Source organism: Blautia sp. An46, assembly GCF_002161645.1.
In the GTDB taxonomy this organism is placed as follows: Bacteria; Bacillota; Clostridia; order Lachnospirales; family Lachnospiraceae; genus Blautia; species Blautia ornithocaccae.
Map to the genome: position 1 here is coordinate 24,865 of NZ_NFIF01000027.1, position 13,918 is coordinate 38,782.

Annotated in this window: 17 protein-coding genes; 12 read left to right on the plus strand and 5 right to left on the minus strand. The window is 43.7% G+C overall.

Annotated features, from left to right (window positions below; genetic code table 11):
- The first annotated feature begins 39 nt into the window (after positions 1 to 39).
- The 6 genes from B5G00_RS16915 (at position 40) to folK (ending at position 3,801) form a co-directional block, all read left to right on the plus strand.
- Entirely contained in the window at positions 40 to 828 is a 789-nt protein-coding gene (locus B5G00_RS16915; protein ID WP_087274832.1) for a hydroxypyruvate isomerase family protein, read from the plus strand.
- Between the two features lie 150 nt (positions 829 to 978).
- On the plus strand, positions 979 to 1,116 hold the full coding sequence (locus B5G00_RS18940; RefSeq protein WP_162613523.1) for a hypothetical protein: 138 nt from the start codon (positions 979 to 981) through the stop codon (positions 1,114 to 1,116).
- The gene (folE, locus tag B5G00_RS16920; RefSeq protein ID WP_087274833.1) at positions 1,109 to 1,666 is read left to right on the plus strand and encodes a GTP cyclohydrolase I FolE; all 558 of its coding nucleotides are present in this window, start codon (positions 1,109 to 1,111) and stop codon (positions 1,664 to 1,666) included. Before B5G00_RS18940 ends, folE begins: the two co-directional genes overlap by 8 nt.
- Position 1,667: 1 nt before the next feature.
- Positions 1,668 to 2,150: an HD domain-containing protein gene (locus tag B5G00_RS16925; protein WP_087274834.1), complete on the plus strand. Its 483-nt coding sequence runs from the start codon at positions 1,668 to 1,670 to the stop codon at positions 2,148 to 2,150.
- Positions 2,151 to 2,169: 19 nt separating this feature from the next.
- Positions 2,170 to 2,979, plus strand: a complete 810-nt coding sequence (gene folP / locus B5G00_RS16930) for a dihydropteroate synthase (protein WP_164496702.1) — start codon at positions 2,170 to 2,172, stop codon at positions 2,977 to 2,979.
- Between the two features lie 3 nt (positions 2,980 to 2,982).
- On the plus strand, positions 2,983 to 3,801 hold the full coding sequence (gene folK, locus B5G00_RS16935; protein ID WP_087274835.1) for a 2-amino-4-hydroxy-6-hydroxymethyldihydropteridine diphosphokinase: 819 nt from the start codon (positions 2,983 to 2,985) through the stop codon (positions 3,799 to 3,801).
- Positions 3,802 to 3,878: 77 nt separating this feature from the next.
- Here folK and B5G00_RS16940 read toward each other — a convergent pair whose 3' ends face one another.
- The 3 genes from B5G00_RS16940 to thiW all read right to left on the minus strand — a co-directional run bounded on the left by B5G00_RS16940 (position 3,879) and on the right by thiW (position 6,339).
- Positions 3,879 to 4,922 (minus strand): DUF4179 domain-containing protein, encoded by a 1,044-nt coding sequence (locus B5G00_RS16940; protein ID WP_087274836.1) that lies wholly within the window; start codon positions 4,920 to 4,922, stop codon positions 3,879 to 3,881.
- 3 nt (positions 4,923 to 4,925) lie between these two features.
- A complete protein-coding gene (locus B5G00_RS16945; RefSeq protein ID WP_087274837.1) occupies positions 4,926 to 5,489 on the minus strand; it encodes a sigma-70 family RNA polymerase sigma factor in 564 nt (187 codons plus the stop codon).
- Between the two features lie 325 nt (positions 5,490 to 5,814).
- Positions 5,815 to 6,339, minus strand: coding sequence for an energy coupling factor transporter S component ThiW (gene thiW / locus B5G00_RS16950; protein ID WP_087274838.1), 525 nt, complete (start codon positions 6,337 to 6,339; stop codon positions 5,815 to 5,817).
- A 237-nt stretch (positions 6,340 to 6,576) separates the two neighbouring features.
- Here thiW and B5G00_RS16955 point away from each other — a divergent pair, with 237 nt between their 5' ends.
- A complete protein-coding gene (locus B5G00_RS16955; protein ID WP_087274839.1) occupies positions 6,577 to 7,959 on the plus strand; it encodes a vWA domain-containing protein in 1,383 nt (460 codons plus the stop codon).
- Positions 7,960 to 8,057: 98 nt separating this feature from the next.
- Here B5G00_RS16955 and B5G00_RS16960 read toward each other — a convergent pair whose 3' ends face one another.
- Positions 8,058 to 8,687 (minus strand): PBECR4 domain-containing protein, encoded by a 630-nt coding sequence (locus B5G00_RS16960; RefSeq protein WP_087274840.1) that lies wholly within the window; start codon positions 8,685 to 8,687, stop codon positions 8,058 to 8,060.
- Positions 8,688 to 9,024: 337 nt separating this feature from the next.
- Between B5G00_RS16960 and B5G00_RS16965 the strand changes: the two genes are divergently transcribed.
- The 5 genes from B5G00_RS16965 to B5G00_RS16985 all read left to right on the plus strand — a co-directional run bounded on the left by B5G00_RS16965 (position 9,025) and on the right by B5G00_RS16985 (position 13,076).
- On the plus strand, positions 9,025 to 9,453 hold the full coding sequence (locus B5G00_RS16965) for an Rrf2 family transcriptional regulator (protein WP_087274841.1): 429 nt from the start codon (positions 9,025 to 9,027) through the stop codon (positions 9,451 to 9,453).
- A gap of 88 nt (positions 9,454 to 9,541) precedes the next feature.
- Positions 9,542 to 10,213 (plus strand): response regulator transcription factor, encoded by a 672-nt coding sequence (locus B5G00_RS16970; protein ID WP_087274842.1) that lies wholly within the window; start codon positions 9,542 to 9,544, stop codon positions 10,211 to 10,213.
- Entirely contained in the window at positions 10,210 to 11,304 is a 1,095-nt protein-coding gene (locus B5G00_RS16975; protein ID WP_087274843.1) for a HAMP domain-containing sensor histidine kinase, read from the plus strand. The genes B5G00_RS16970 and B5G00_RS16975 overlap by 4 nt, the downstream gene beginning before the upstream one ends.
- Positions 11,305 to 11,307: 3 nt before the next feature.
- Complete coding sequence (locus B5G00_RS16980) at positions 11,308 to 11,880, plus strand: hypothetical protein (protein WP_087274844.1); 573 nt, start codon at positions 11,308 to 11,310, stop codon at positions 11,878 to 11,880.
- Positions 11,881 to 12,047: 167 nt separating this feature from the next.
- Positions 12,048 to 13,076 (plus strand): aromatic acid exporter family protein, encoded by a 1,029-nt coding sequence (locus tag B5G00_RS16985; protein WP_087274845.1) that lies wholly within the window; start codon positions 12,048 to 12,050, stop codon positions 13,074 to 13,076.
- A gap of 13 nt (positions 13,077 to 13,089) precedes the next feature.
- On the opposite strand, the gene B5G00_RS16990 is transcribed toward B5G00_RS16985, so the two are convergent.
- Positions 13,090 to 13,566, minus strand: a complete 477-nt coding sequence (locus tag B5G00_RS16990) for a flavodoxin (protein WP_087274846.1) — start codon at positions 13,564 to 13,566, stop codon at positions 13,090 to 13,092.
- Between the last annotated feature and the right edge of the window lie 352 nt (positions 13,567 to 13,918).

Consider the following 13,918-nt stretch of genomic DNA (forward strand, 5'->3'; position numbering starts at 1 on the left):
TACTGAGGGTAAATATTTTTGTGAAATGAGGTGTAAAAGATGAGTCTTCGGAAATGTGCGTGTATTGATACGTTATACACAGAACTTCCCTGGAAGGAGCGGTTTCAGGCAGCGAAGGAGGATGGATTTGCTGCAGTGGAATTCTGGGATTGGAGGGACAAAGATCTGAAGGATACCAAGGAGGCTGCTGAAAGTGCAGAAATCCTTATCAGCGGATTTAACGGAGATGCAGACTATTCTCTGGTAGATCCGGAACACAGAGAGAAATATCTGGAAGAACTGAAAAAATCCATAGAAGCAGCCAAGAAGGTAGGAGCATTCAGCCTGACTATTCATTCCAACGCACTGGGAGAAGGAGGCGTTGTAGTTGACCATTATGAGGAGCTTTCGGACACAGTTAAGATCTGCTGTATGTATGATGGCTTACTGGCCTGCGCCAGGCTGGCAGAGCAGGAAAATATCAATTTGAACCTGGAAGCCTTGAATATTTCAGTGGACCATGTGGGGAATTTTCTGAGTACTACCAGGATGGGGGCAGAGATCTGCCGGCTGATTGCTTCCCCAAGACTGAAGATTTTATATGATGTGTATCATATGCAGATTAACGAAGGAAACCTTTGCGACACAATCTCTGCCTACGCAGACCAGATGGGGCATATCCATGTGGCAGATGTTCCGGGCCGTCATGAGCCGGGGACCGGAGAAATCCAGTACAAAAAAGTTCTCCGGCATTTAGAAAGCTGTGGCTATAAAGGTCTGGTAGGATATGAACTGTTCCCTCTTACAGATACTAAGTCGGCAGTAAAAGCTATTATGGAAGAATGTTGAGATACTGTTTTACTATATCCCTGGGGAAACTATGGGGCAAAAGTTTCTCCAGGGATATTTTATGACTTTAAATGTCAAAATATATTGTACTTGAGAAAAAACAGTTCTATAATGAGATGAAAATATTATCTCAGATAGGAGAACCCAAAGATGAAAGAAGAAGCAAGAGTATATTTGGAGATGGAATCCAAATACGGAAGTGGACTTGGCTTGAAGAACTCAGAGACAGTTCTTCCCTTAGAAGGCTTACAGAAAGAAGCCGGAAAAGGAGGGAAGACACATGGATAAGGAAAAAATACAAGAGGGAGTAAGGCTTATCCTGGAGGGAATCGGAGAAGACATACATAGAGAAGGGCTTGTGGAGACCCCGGACCGTATTGCAAGAATGTATGAGGAACTGGCAGCAGGATATACAGATGACGCTGCGGTACATTTAAAGAAAAGGTTCCATGTAGACAATAATGACATGGTCATGGAAAAAGACATTCATTTTTATTCTTTTTGCGAGCACCATATGCTGCCTTTTTACGGAACAGCGGCAGTTGCCTACATTCCTGACGGGGAAGTGGTGGGATTGAGCAAAATTGCCCGCACCTTAGAGGTTTTTGCAAAGCGGTTTCAATTACAGGAACGTTTGACTGCGCAGATTGCCGACGTATTTATGGAAGAATTAAAGCCCCATGGCGTCATGGTGCTGATCGAAGCAGAGCATATGTGCATGACTATGCGGGGAATTAAAAAGCCTGGGACTAAAACAGTCACTGCGGTTACAAGGGGTGTTTTCAATGAAGATGAGAAACTCCAGAACCAATTCTATCGTATGCTGGAACGGAGATAATATGGAAAGAGTAAACAGAATATGTGAACATCCTGTATGGAAATGGCATATGGAACGGCTGGCAGAATATGAGAAAGACCGGATATTCTGCAGACATGGAATGGAACATCTGCTGGACGTGGCCAGAATTGCATACATAGAGAATCTGGAAAATAACAGAAGCATCTCCAAAGAAATTATTTATGGGGCGGCCCTTCTTCATGATATCGGGAGATATCTCCAATACACAGAAGGAATCCCCCATGAGAAAGCAGGAGAAAAGCTGGCTTTGGAAATCCTGAAGGACAGCGGCTTTTCCGAAGAAGAGCAGGAAGAAATTCTGGAAGCTGTTTCCCGGCACAGAGATAAGGACACAAAAGACAGCAGCCAGCTTGCCGGGCTGATCTACCGGGCGGATAAGCAGTCCAGGATCTGCTGTTTCTGCAGTGCAGAGCCGGAATGCAACTGGAGTGAAGAAAAGAAAAACAGGCAGATCCGTGTATGAGGAGATAAGGAGAGACATCATGAAAATTGGAAACCGATATTTTGATACAGAACATGAATGTTATATTATGGGCATTTTAAACGTTACCCCGGATTCTTTTTCCGACGGCGGAAAGTGGAATGACATAGATAAGGCCAGAAAACATGTGGCAGATATGATTGAAGAGGGAGCGGCTATCATTGACGTAGGAGGAGAGTCTACCCGTCCGGGCCATACCCAGATTACTATTGAAGAAGAAATCCAAAGGGTGGTTCCTGTTATCCGGATGATAAAGGAAAATTTTAACATTCCGGTATCTATTGACAGTTATAAAAGCCATGTTGTGGAAGCTGCTTTAAAGGCCGGAGCAGATATGGTAAACGATATCTGGGGATTTAAATATGACAGAAGAGTGGCTGAGCTGACAGCACAGTTTCAGGTTCCATGCTGCCTGATGCATAACCGTGATAATACAGATTATAAAGATTTTCTGACAGAAATGTGCCAGGACCTGAGGGAATCTGTGGAAATCGCAAAAGCAGCAGGGGTTCCAGATGAAAACATTATCCTGGACCCGGGAGTGGGATTTGGTAAGACCTATGAACAGAATCTTCAGGCTATAAATCATCTGGAACTGCTGAAGGAAATTGGATATCCGGTACTGCTGGCAACCTCAAGAAAGTCCGTGATCGGACGGGCCCTGGACCTGCCATCGGACCAGAGAGTTGAGGGGACAGTGGTAACAACGGTAATGGGCGTGGAAAAGGGAGCTTCTTTTGTCCGTGTCCATGATGTAAAGGAAAACAAAAGAGCGATACAGATGACCCAGGCTATTCTGAGGGAGCAGTAGAAAATGAAATACGATGAAATACATATAGAAAATCTGGAATTTTATGCCAGGCACGGAGTTTTTCCAGAAGAGACGAAACTGGGACAGAAATTTATAATTTCTCTGGTCATGTATACCAATACCCGGGGGGCTGGGGAAAAGGATGATCTGGAGCTGTCTGTAGACTACGGAGCAGTCAGCCATTTTATTACAGAATATATGCAGAAAAATACCTTTAAGCTTATCGAGGCGGCAGCAGAAAACCTTGCCTGGGAGCTGCTGCTTCGGTATCCTCTGCTGGTAGGGGTGGATCTGGAGCTGAAAAAACCCTGGGCTCCTGTGGGGCTGCCTCTGGAATATGTATCTGTAAAAATCAGCAGATGCTGGCACAAGGCATATCTGGGCCTTGGCTCAAATATGGGAGATAAGAAGGGATATCTGGATTATGCAGTGAAACGGCTGAATGAAGAAAACGGCTGCAAGGTGGAAAAAGTATCCGATTATCTGGTGACAGAGCCTTACGGAGGAGTAGAACAGGATGATTTCCTGAATGCCTGCCTCCTTCTGAAAACCCTTCTTTCTCCGGAGGAGCTTTTAGAAAAGCTTCATGATATTGAGAAAGAGGCACACCGGGAGCGGATCATCCGCTGGGGACCGAGAACCTTAGACTTGGACATTTTATTATACGATGACCTGGTTATGGAAAATGATGAACTTATCATTCCTCATGTAGAAATGCATATGAGAGATTTTGTATTGAAGCCGTTAAGTGAAATCGCCCCCAATGTGCGGCATCCTATTTACAAAAAAACAATTTCCCAGCTTCTGAAGGAACTGGGGTAAGGTTCGGAGTAAAATATAAGTCCGGGACAGACTGATTTTTCAACGCCTGTCCCGGACTTGTATTGTTTATCTTATAGTTACTTAAGCTGAATGGTAAAGGCCTCTCCCACAGGCTGATAATCATTGCTCATCTTTCCGCTGGTCTCCGGGAATTTTACGGCATATGGGGTCAGAGTCAGGCTTTCCGCCTGGTCGTTTACATAGCCGTTGTCTATGGTGCTGACTTCCATACGGCCCTGGCCGTCATGAATGGAACGGGTGATAAATTCCACCGGATTCCCCAGATTGTCTTCTCCTTTCAGGATAACATCGTAGACCGCCTTTTCAGAAGAAAGGGTGAAAAAGATCTTCTGGCCTACTTCACTGGTGGTGTATTTTTCCAGGGATAATGTAGTACCATCAGGCAGGGTAATGTCTTCCTTCAAAGGAATGGTTACGGTATCGGCAAGGAGCTCTGCCCCTGAGGAGGTAAAGGCTATGGTGCCAATCTCTTTGCCGGCTACGGAATAGCGGATTTCCATATCCACAGTGCCGCTGGTATCAACATCGGGAAGGTCGATTTCCATAGTAGATACCAGGTTATAGTCGTCTGCCTGTTCAATGCCGCCGCTGGCTCCGCTGGAAGCCATTTTGCCGTTGATAAATACCATGGCATCGGCGGTATACTTCATTTGTTTCTCTACAGTGTCCATCTTTTCGGAAGTGGTCAGCGTATCGGTAATGTACATCATATTTTCATCCAGTATCACTTCGTTTAAAGTTACAGTGAACCCGTCTTTGGACACGGACTCTCCGACTACTGTAGTATAGGGGGACAGATCTGCGGAAATCCCCAGGAGCTGTCCCAGATTATAGGTGACAGATTTTACTGCAGCGTAAGCTGTGATTCTGACCGATGGAAGGGAACCGACGCCAATCAGGACAACTGCAGCCGCAGCGGCAGCTGCATATTTTCTCCATCGGTGTTTTCCGGCGGCTTTTCTGTCTGAAGAAGTGGAAATCCTCTTTTTGTTAAAAGCTTTTTTCCAGTTTTTTACGTCTTCTTGGGTTGCCTGAGCAGCTGGGTAGGACTCCGGACTGCTGTCAATATCGTTTAATAAATCGTAGATGGATTCTTTCATAGGTCAGTCTCCTTTCTGGACTCTTCCGGGAAATAATTTTCGGATCTTTCGCTTTCCACGGGACAGATGGTTGTAGATCATCGGCCTGGACATACCTGTGTCCCGGCTGATTTCTTCCATATCCTGTTCTTCTACATAAAGGCGGAGGAATAAGTCTTTATCCTGGGGCTTCAGGCAGTCCAGCATCTGCTGGGTCTCCCGGGAAATTTCTTCTTCAATGGCCTGAAGGGCCGTATCCTCCTGGGCAGCTGTGGCAGGCAGATTTTCCTCCCAGCTATGCTCCATAAGATGGTGGGAATATCTTCTCAGACAGTCCAGAGCCTTCAGTCTGGCTACCCCTGCGATCCAGTTGGCGAAAGGGTTTTTCTCCGGCCTGTAGGAAGCGATGTTTTCCCAGACTGCGAAGAACACTTCATTGATACAGTCTTCCTCATATTGGGTCAGACTTCCGATATGCCGGTGTATCACAGAACGGACAAGACCGCCGTAGTGGAGCATACAGTATTCCAGGGCTTTTTCATTCCCAAGACTTATCTCCTTTATAAAATTTTGTTCCGTTATTTTCATAAACTCTCCTTCTGGCTCAAGTATGCATACAAGATCCGGCAGAATGGTCTGCCGGCGCCATATGAAAATAGTATAGCGTAAAACACATCTGATGGTTATACCTTATATTCGTAAAAAAAGAGGGAAATCTATCCGTTTTCAACAGAAAATAGAAAAATAATTAATTCCGGGCCAGAAAATCCGGATTTTGTCCAGAACGGTTACAAAAACGAAAATAGGAGATGTAACCGTACCATTGAGTCCGAGAGTACGGTTACATAAGAGAAATTCGCAGACATGACCGTACCAGGGCAGAAGTACGGTTATGGGAGAACAGGACCATGGTTTAAAGGCCTTTTTTCGGCTTTGGGAGTCTTTCCAGATAGGTATCCAGAACTTTGGTACGTTTCAGAGCAGTTACAAGTACCAGGGCAATGAGAGTTCCTCCAAAGCTGGACACAAAGAAGGGAAGAACAAAAGCAAACACAGCACAGGAGTCTCCCATAAGGAGTATAGCTATTGGATAGCTTAAAATTCCGCCGATGACAGAAGTGCCAAAGAGTTCTCCCAGGTATGCCATGGGAAGTTTCCGAGTATAGTGGTAGAGCAGGCCGCAGAGCAGGGCGCCGCACATGGAACCAGGAAATGCCAGAAGAGTTCCGGTTCCCATGAGATTTCTCAGAAGACTTGTGACAAAAGCCATTCCCACAGCATACCAGGGACCTAAGAAGACTCCGCCCAGTATATTGATGAAATGCTGGACTGGGGCACACCTGGAAGCTCCTACAGGAATGGACAGAGGGGAGCATACAATTCCCACCGCAACAAGGATGCCTGCCAGGGCAAGCTTGCGGACATTTGCACTTTTCATATTGATCAAAACCTTTCATTAAAAAAATTTCTCCAGGCCTTATTGTATCACAGAGCAAAGAAAATTTGAAAAAAATCTGTGAGCTTTTTTATCTGGTATTCCAGTTTTTCAAAAACAACCTTAAAATAAGAATTCCTGCCCGGGGCTAAGTCAGCTATGACCACCGGGTTTTTCCAACATATTATGAGATTGAGGGCAAAACTATCTGCTCTCTTATCATAATATGGAGGTAATGTTATGGGCATAACAAATGCGAATAAAGAAATAGATGTTTCCAAAATAGACTGCGATGGAATCGTGAAAGTAACTCTGGGGCTCTCTGCAGCACCGGATATTTCTTCCAATCCCACAGACATTGTTCTGGTGCTGGATCGTTCCGGGAGCATGACGGGAAGTCCCCTTGCCAATATGAAAGAAGGGGCAAAGACTTTTATAGATATTATTGATGAGTCTACGGACAGCTCCCAGGATGGAAATATCGGCTCCGGGAGCCATATCGGTATTGTAAGCTTTGCCAGCGTTGCCGTGGCTGACACGGGGCTTATTACTTCAACAGAGGATTTAAAAAATGCTGTGGACGGACTTATTGCCGGGGGAGCAACCAACCATGCAGACGCTTTTTCCAAGGCTATCCAGCTTTTCGATCCCGCCTCCTCCAATGCCAGGGTGATCATTATGTTTACAGATGGAAAAACCACAGCCGGAGCTCCTCCAGCCCCTGTGGCGGCAGAAGCCAGGGATGCAGGAATCGTCATCTACTGTATCGGACTTCTGGGGGACGATGGAATAGACGTGGAAGTGCTTAACGACTGGGCCACTGACCCGGATGCATCTCATGTGGCAGTGACTCCGGATGATGAAGAACTGGAGGATTTATTTGCAGATTTAGCGGCTGACATTTCAAAACCCGGGGCCCTTGATATTGTTATTGACGAGGAAGTGAACCCAGATTTCAGCATCGTGAGCATCAATCCTCCCAGCAAAGGTACCGCTGAGATGGTAAATTCCACCACACTTCAGTGGAAAATTTCTGAACTGGGGGTTTCCGGAAATGAGGGAGCTTCCCTGGAGTTCTTTATTAAGCATATAGGCCAGACCTCGGGGAAAAAACTTGTGAATGCTTCTATTACCTATTCCGATAAAGATGGAAATAAGGTGATTTTCCCGGAACCTTATGTGACTGTAGACTGCGAGAAGCCGGTGACCCCGGAGAAATGCCCACGCCCCATAGACTTTAAAGTGGAAGGATGTAAGGACTTTGCTGTGATAGATCTGGGGGATGTATATCTGGAATCCCAGGGAAGAATACTGGAACTTAACCTCACCATTAAGAATGTGTGCCCGGATAAAAGAGTGGCTCTGGGGATTATCCTTACAGAAGTTGACTGCTATGGAAAGGAGTACCAGAGAGGCCTGAAAACCATGACAATTCCTGCCCACCACTATCCTGGATGCCGGGATATTCAGGTAAAATGCGTTAAATTTGTGGTTCCGGATGACATAAATGTATGCGGAGGAACTCCAGGGACAATGTGCGGAGAAAGAAAATTTAAGGCTCAGGTAATCGCTAATACCATTGATACAGACTTCAGATGCTGTGAGTCTGTAGTCAACATCTAGATTTGATAAAGGAGGGGTACCCCAGGTCAGAAATGACTTGGGGTACCCCTGATTAAAAACTGGAAGAAAAATAATCTTTATACAAATTTTTGAGCAGCCTATATCAAGATAATTCTATCCTCTTTTTTAACAGTGACTTGCTCTTGATTTTCTGTGTAAATATCTATAGTTTTTGATTTTCTCAATTTTTCTACGAAGAAAGTTCTGGGGATGTAATAATTTTCATGTGAATCCCAATCTATGCCTAAGTGGATAACAGCATTATCATATGTGCTGTAAAACAGCAGTTCACAGTCGATATTTGTAGGCGGTTTCACTTTATTTTTATTATAGTTTACAGCTAATGGATTCTCTAACAATGAAGGAAGCAGATAAAAATAGACATATTTTGCCTTAACATTATTAAACTGCTTTTTATTTAATTGCTTTAACTGTTTTATGTCTATCAATCCATTTTTAATATTATTCCATCCATCTTCACCCCGGTAATTATGTAAATCGGAATATTTTACAGAGCGTTTGGCAATAGACTCTACTCCCAATAAAAGGCAAAAATTACGAGTATTAAATGCTAACTTGATTTTGCGGGAACTGTTATTTGCAGTGACAGTATATGTGAAAATGAAGGGATATAAGAACATTTCGTAGAATTCTCTCAAGACTTCCAGAGTGATGTCGTTTATCTTTGGTTTTATAGTAAGATTATTTAAATCGGTAGCACTATACATTTGACCTCCGAAATAAGATAAAAGACGTGGGACAAGTGACCTGTTCTTCTGAAAAAGAAAGGGTTCTGCACTGACCAGAACCCTTCCACGCAGCTAAATTTATTCTGCTCATATTTAAACTCTCCGCAGCAGAGAAGAACAGCGGAACTTAACTGTTAATCATATTATAAACGTCTGTTTTGAGCATGTCAATAACTTTGATTCTAAGCTGAAAGTTTATGACAGATTGTTTCGAACAGAGGGCAGGCTGAAATTTCTGGAAAGTCTGAGTGAAAATGTAATAATTGACATTACAATAGCTGCCAGTTAAAATAAAATACAAAGAGAGGAGATAACCATGCAGATTTCAAGCAGATTTACGATTGCCATACATATGCTTACATGTATGGAAAATTTTAAGGATGAATATAAGATAACCAGTGACTTCCTGGCTTCCAGCATTAATGTGAACCCTGTGATCATCCGCAGGATCTTGTCACAGCTGAAAGAGAAAGGCCTCATCGAAGTAAAGAGAGGAACCGGAGGCGCCGCTGTGGTAAAGCCTCTGGAAGAGATTACTTTTCTGGATGTATATCAGGCAGTAGAATGCATAGAGGAAAATACGCTGTTCCATTTTCATGAAAATCCTAATATGAACTGTCCTGTGGGAAAGAATATCCATAACATCCTGGATGATAAGCTGCTCAGAGTCCAGGAAGCTATGGAAAAAGAGCTGAAGGCCATTACTCTGGCAGATGTGATGAAGGACCTGAATAAATATGTATAATTAACAATTCAGAAACAAAAGTTAAACATTACAGCAACAGAAAGAAGTTATCCTGTTTGTCAGAGACAGAGAAAAGGAGGAAAAGAAGATGGTACACATCCTCGTGGTGGAAGATGATGAGAAACTGAACCGGATTGTCTGTACTTATCTGAATGACAGTGGTTTTCAGGCGAAGGGCTGTCTGAATGCCAGGGAGGCTTATGATGAAATGTACAATCAGCTTTACGACCTGATCATTTCAGACATTATGATGCCGGAAATTGATGGATTCGAATTTGCCCGAACGGTGCGGAAGGTGAACCAGAGAATCCCCATTCTCTTCATGTCTGCCAAGGATGATCTTCCTTCCAAGCAGAAAGGATTCCAGTTGGGAATCGACGATTATATGGTAAAGCCTGTGGAACTGGATGAACTTGTCCTTCGGGTACGAGCCCTTCTGCGCCGGGCCAATATCGAGCTGGAGAGAAAGATCACAGTGGGAAACCTGGTGCTGGACGCCGATGGAATGAGTGCAGAAGTAGATGGAGAGGAAATCAGTCTGACTACCAGAGAATTCTATATTATATATAAGCTTCTTTCTTATCCGAAAAAGACTTTTTCCAGAGCTCAGCTAATGGATGAATTCTGGGATCTGGACAGCGATACCAGTTTAAGAGCGGTGGATGTATATATGACAAAACTGAGAAATAAGCTGTCTGGCTGTGATGGATTTAAGCTGGTGACGGTACGGGGACTGGGATATAAGGCGGTGCTCCAATGACCAGGAAAGATAAAACCGGGAAACGGATCATTAAGGACAGCCTTTTTCCAGTGTCTCTTTTCGCTATCTATCTGGGAGTCCTGCTTCTGATGTCAGGAATCCATCAGGGACTGGTAGTGCTTATGAACGCTCTTGCATTGAACAGCTTCATTCAGCCCCTTATTCCTACCATATACTGGAGCGCTGTGGCGGTAGGTCTGACCTTCTTTACAAGGAAGAAAATAAAGGATACTTACGAGGCACCTCTTCACAGGCTGGCAGAAGCTACCGAGCAGGTAGCCGGAGGGGATTTTTCTGTGTATGTTCCCACAGTTCACACCTCTGATAAACTGGATTATCTGGATGTGATGATTTTGGACTTTAACAAGATGGTGGAAGAACTGGGAAGCGTAGAGACCTTGAAGACAGATTTTGTTTCCAATGTTTCCCATGAGATGAAGACCCCTATTGCCATTATCAAAAATTATGCGGAACTGCTCCAGATGAAAAATGTAAGTGAAGAAGAAAAGCTGGAATATGCAGAAAATATTCGAGAGGCCGCAGGAAAGCTGTCTGCACTGATCAGCAATATCCTGAAGCTGAACAAGCTGGAGAACCAGCGGATCGACCCGGAGATTGAGAGCTACGACCTATGCGGTCAGCTGGAAGAATGCATCCTGCAGTACGAAGAACTATGGGATGAGAAGGAACTGGAGCTGGAAGTAGATATAGAGGAAGGGGCTGTAATACAGGCAGACCCCAGTCTTATGGAACTGGTGTGGAATAACCTGATTTCCAATGCCATTAAGTTTACGGAACCGGGAGGAAAAGTAACCATACGTCAGACTGGAACCAGTGATCATGTGGAGGTGTCTGTCTCAGACACTGGCTGCGGCATGAGCAGAGAAAGCGTCCGGCATATATTTGACAAATTTTACCAGGGAGATACTTCCCATTCAAAAGAAGGAAACGGACTTGGCCTGGCTCTGGTAAGGCGAATCCTGGATTTGATGAATGGAGAGATCCAGGTCATCAGTGAAAAGGGAAAAGGGAGTACCTTTACAGTAAAGCTTCCCAGACAGAAGGAAGGAAAAGCGGGCATTGGAGGTTGATAAATGTTGGAGAATGAGAGTAGAAGACATAGGGACTTTTTAGGATATGAATATAAAGAAGTATCAGCGGAGCCAGGGCAGATTTCTTTTCTTATAGACGGATACGAAAATTTCGGCTGGGAAGTGGATGAGAATGCGGTGCAGTATGGAAATGACAGATACCCAGAGAAGACAGGGGCTCCCCACCAAAGAAAAATAATGCTGCGATTGAAGAGAAACAGGAAAATCGTCAATAAAATGGAGCTTACGAGACTTCAGAGAAACTTTGAGGCCTGTGTGGCAGAAATCAAGAACCTGGAGAAAGAAAAGACTTCCCGTCCTGGGATACAGGCGCTGTCTGTGGGAATCATAGGAACTGCCTTTATGGCCGGCTCCACTTTTGCCGTAACAGCAGATCCTCCTCTGATACTGTTATGCATTATTTTGGCTGTTCCGGGATTTCTGGGCTGGATATTTCCCTTTTTTCTGTATAAATGGGGAGTCAGAAAACAGACAGAAAAGATGAATCTTCTCATAGAAGCGAAATATGATGAGATTTATGAAATCTGTGAAAAAGGGAATAAGCTGCTGAATTAAAAGAAATATAAAGACATGAATAGCGGTAAGCCGCCTCTTTTCGATGGAATTAGAATTTTTACATAAAGTCTGCGGAAAGAGGCGGCTTTTGTGTATACAAATAAAAGCCGGTAAGTTATAATGAAAAAAACAAGTTGGTTTATATTTTACTGCTCGGGGAGGAGACAATGGGGGAGAAAAGACTGAAGGCGGGAAAAATTTTACTGCTGTCTGTAAAAATCGCAATAGGAGCCAGTCTGGCTATTTACATAGCAGAATACCTTCAGCTGGAGTATGCTGCTTCTGCGGGGATCATTACCCTTCTGTCTGTTTTGACCACAAAGTGGGGAACACTGAAACTTTCTCTTCTGCGTATTCTTACATTTCTCATAACTGCAGCAGGATGCTGGCTGATTCTTCAGTACGTCCGGGGAGACTGGATAGGATTTGGAATTTTTCTTTTTTTCATGGTAGGGCTTTGTGAACTGACCGGTCTTAGAAATACCCTTTCGGTAAACGCAGTTATTGCTACCCATATTCTGGCGGCCCAGGATTTTTCGGTGGACTTTTTTCTCAATGAATTTTTTCTGGTGCTGATTGGAGTTGGCCTGGCTTTCGTTCTGAATCTTTTCAACGGGAATAGGGCTCACAAAAAAATGCTTATAAAAAATATGCGCTATACGGAGCAGCAGCTTCAGATAATCCTGGAAAGACTGGCGGGCTACCTGAGGAGAGAGGAAACTGTGGGAAGCATATGGGCGGATATTATCCGTTTGGAGGATAAACTGAAATTTTTTATTGAACAGGCTTATGAGTATCAGAACAATACCTGGCATTTTCATCCAGCTTATTACATTGATTATTTTGAGATGAGAGAAAAACAGTATGGGATTTTGCATAATCTCCACTATGAGATTAAAAAGATAAGGAATATGCCGGAACAGGCGGAAGTAGTAGCAGAATACATCCTTTACATGAAAGAACACGTAACAGAAATGAATAATCCAAAAGTTCAGCTGGAACGCCTCCACCAGGTTCTGGCAGATATGGAAAAGACCCCTTTGCCTGAAAACTGGGAGGAATTTGAAGGAAAAGCAAAAGTATATCATATTATGATGGATTTGGAAGAATTTCTGATATATAAGAAAAGATTTGTAGAATCACTTGATGAGAAGAAATTGAGGATTTACTGGAATAAAGAAAACGCAGGGAGTTAAACCTGCGTTTTCTTTATTCCAGTGTATTTACCCAAGCTGCCAGAGCCTCTTTCGTTGGGGCGCCGTTGAGAAGCTTTCCTGGCTTCCAGTTTATAGATGGATATTGCTGACGGAGTTTTTTCTCGCAATTTTCCACACCGCTGCTGCCGGAAGTAGCGAAAGGAATTACAGTTTTTCCGGCAAAGTCACAGGACTCTAAGAATGTATTAATGATAGTAGGGGCTACATACCACCATACAGGAAAACCAAGGAAGATCACGTCATAACTGCTGGCATCCAGATCCTCTTTCATGATCTCCGGGCGAGAAGAAGGATCGTTCATCTCCAAAGAGCTGCGGCTTTTTTTATTCATCCAGTCCAGATCTGCAGCAGTATAGGGAATAGCCGGCTGGATTTTATACAGATCAGCCTCTGCGGCCTGAGCCAGATTCTTTGCTACAGCTTCCGTTACGCCGCTTGCAGAAAAATACGCTACTAATTTTTTACTCATGTCTGTTCCTCCAATCTTATATTTTGTCTTTTTCTTTCTATTATAGGAGCAGGAATGGGAAAAGTCTAATGCTTATATGGTATTGAAGAAAATGCCTTTCACGTACAGAAATCCTTTTTGGGGAAATTCTGTTGAGACATTTCTATATTTGTTTCGAAATCTTATATTCTTTAGCTAAACAAGTGATACACTGCCGGGCCTCTTTGTATTATACTGTAAGCAGAGAACAATCCAACAGGAGCTTCCTGTATAATACAAATATAGGGAATTCCACGAAAGGTGGTTGAGAAAAAAAGATACCTCAGAGTAAAATAAGATTTGCTGACTTTGCTGGTTAGTACAAATCCTATAG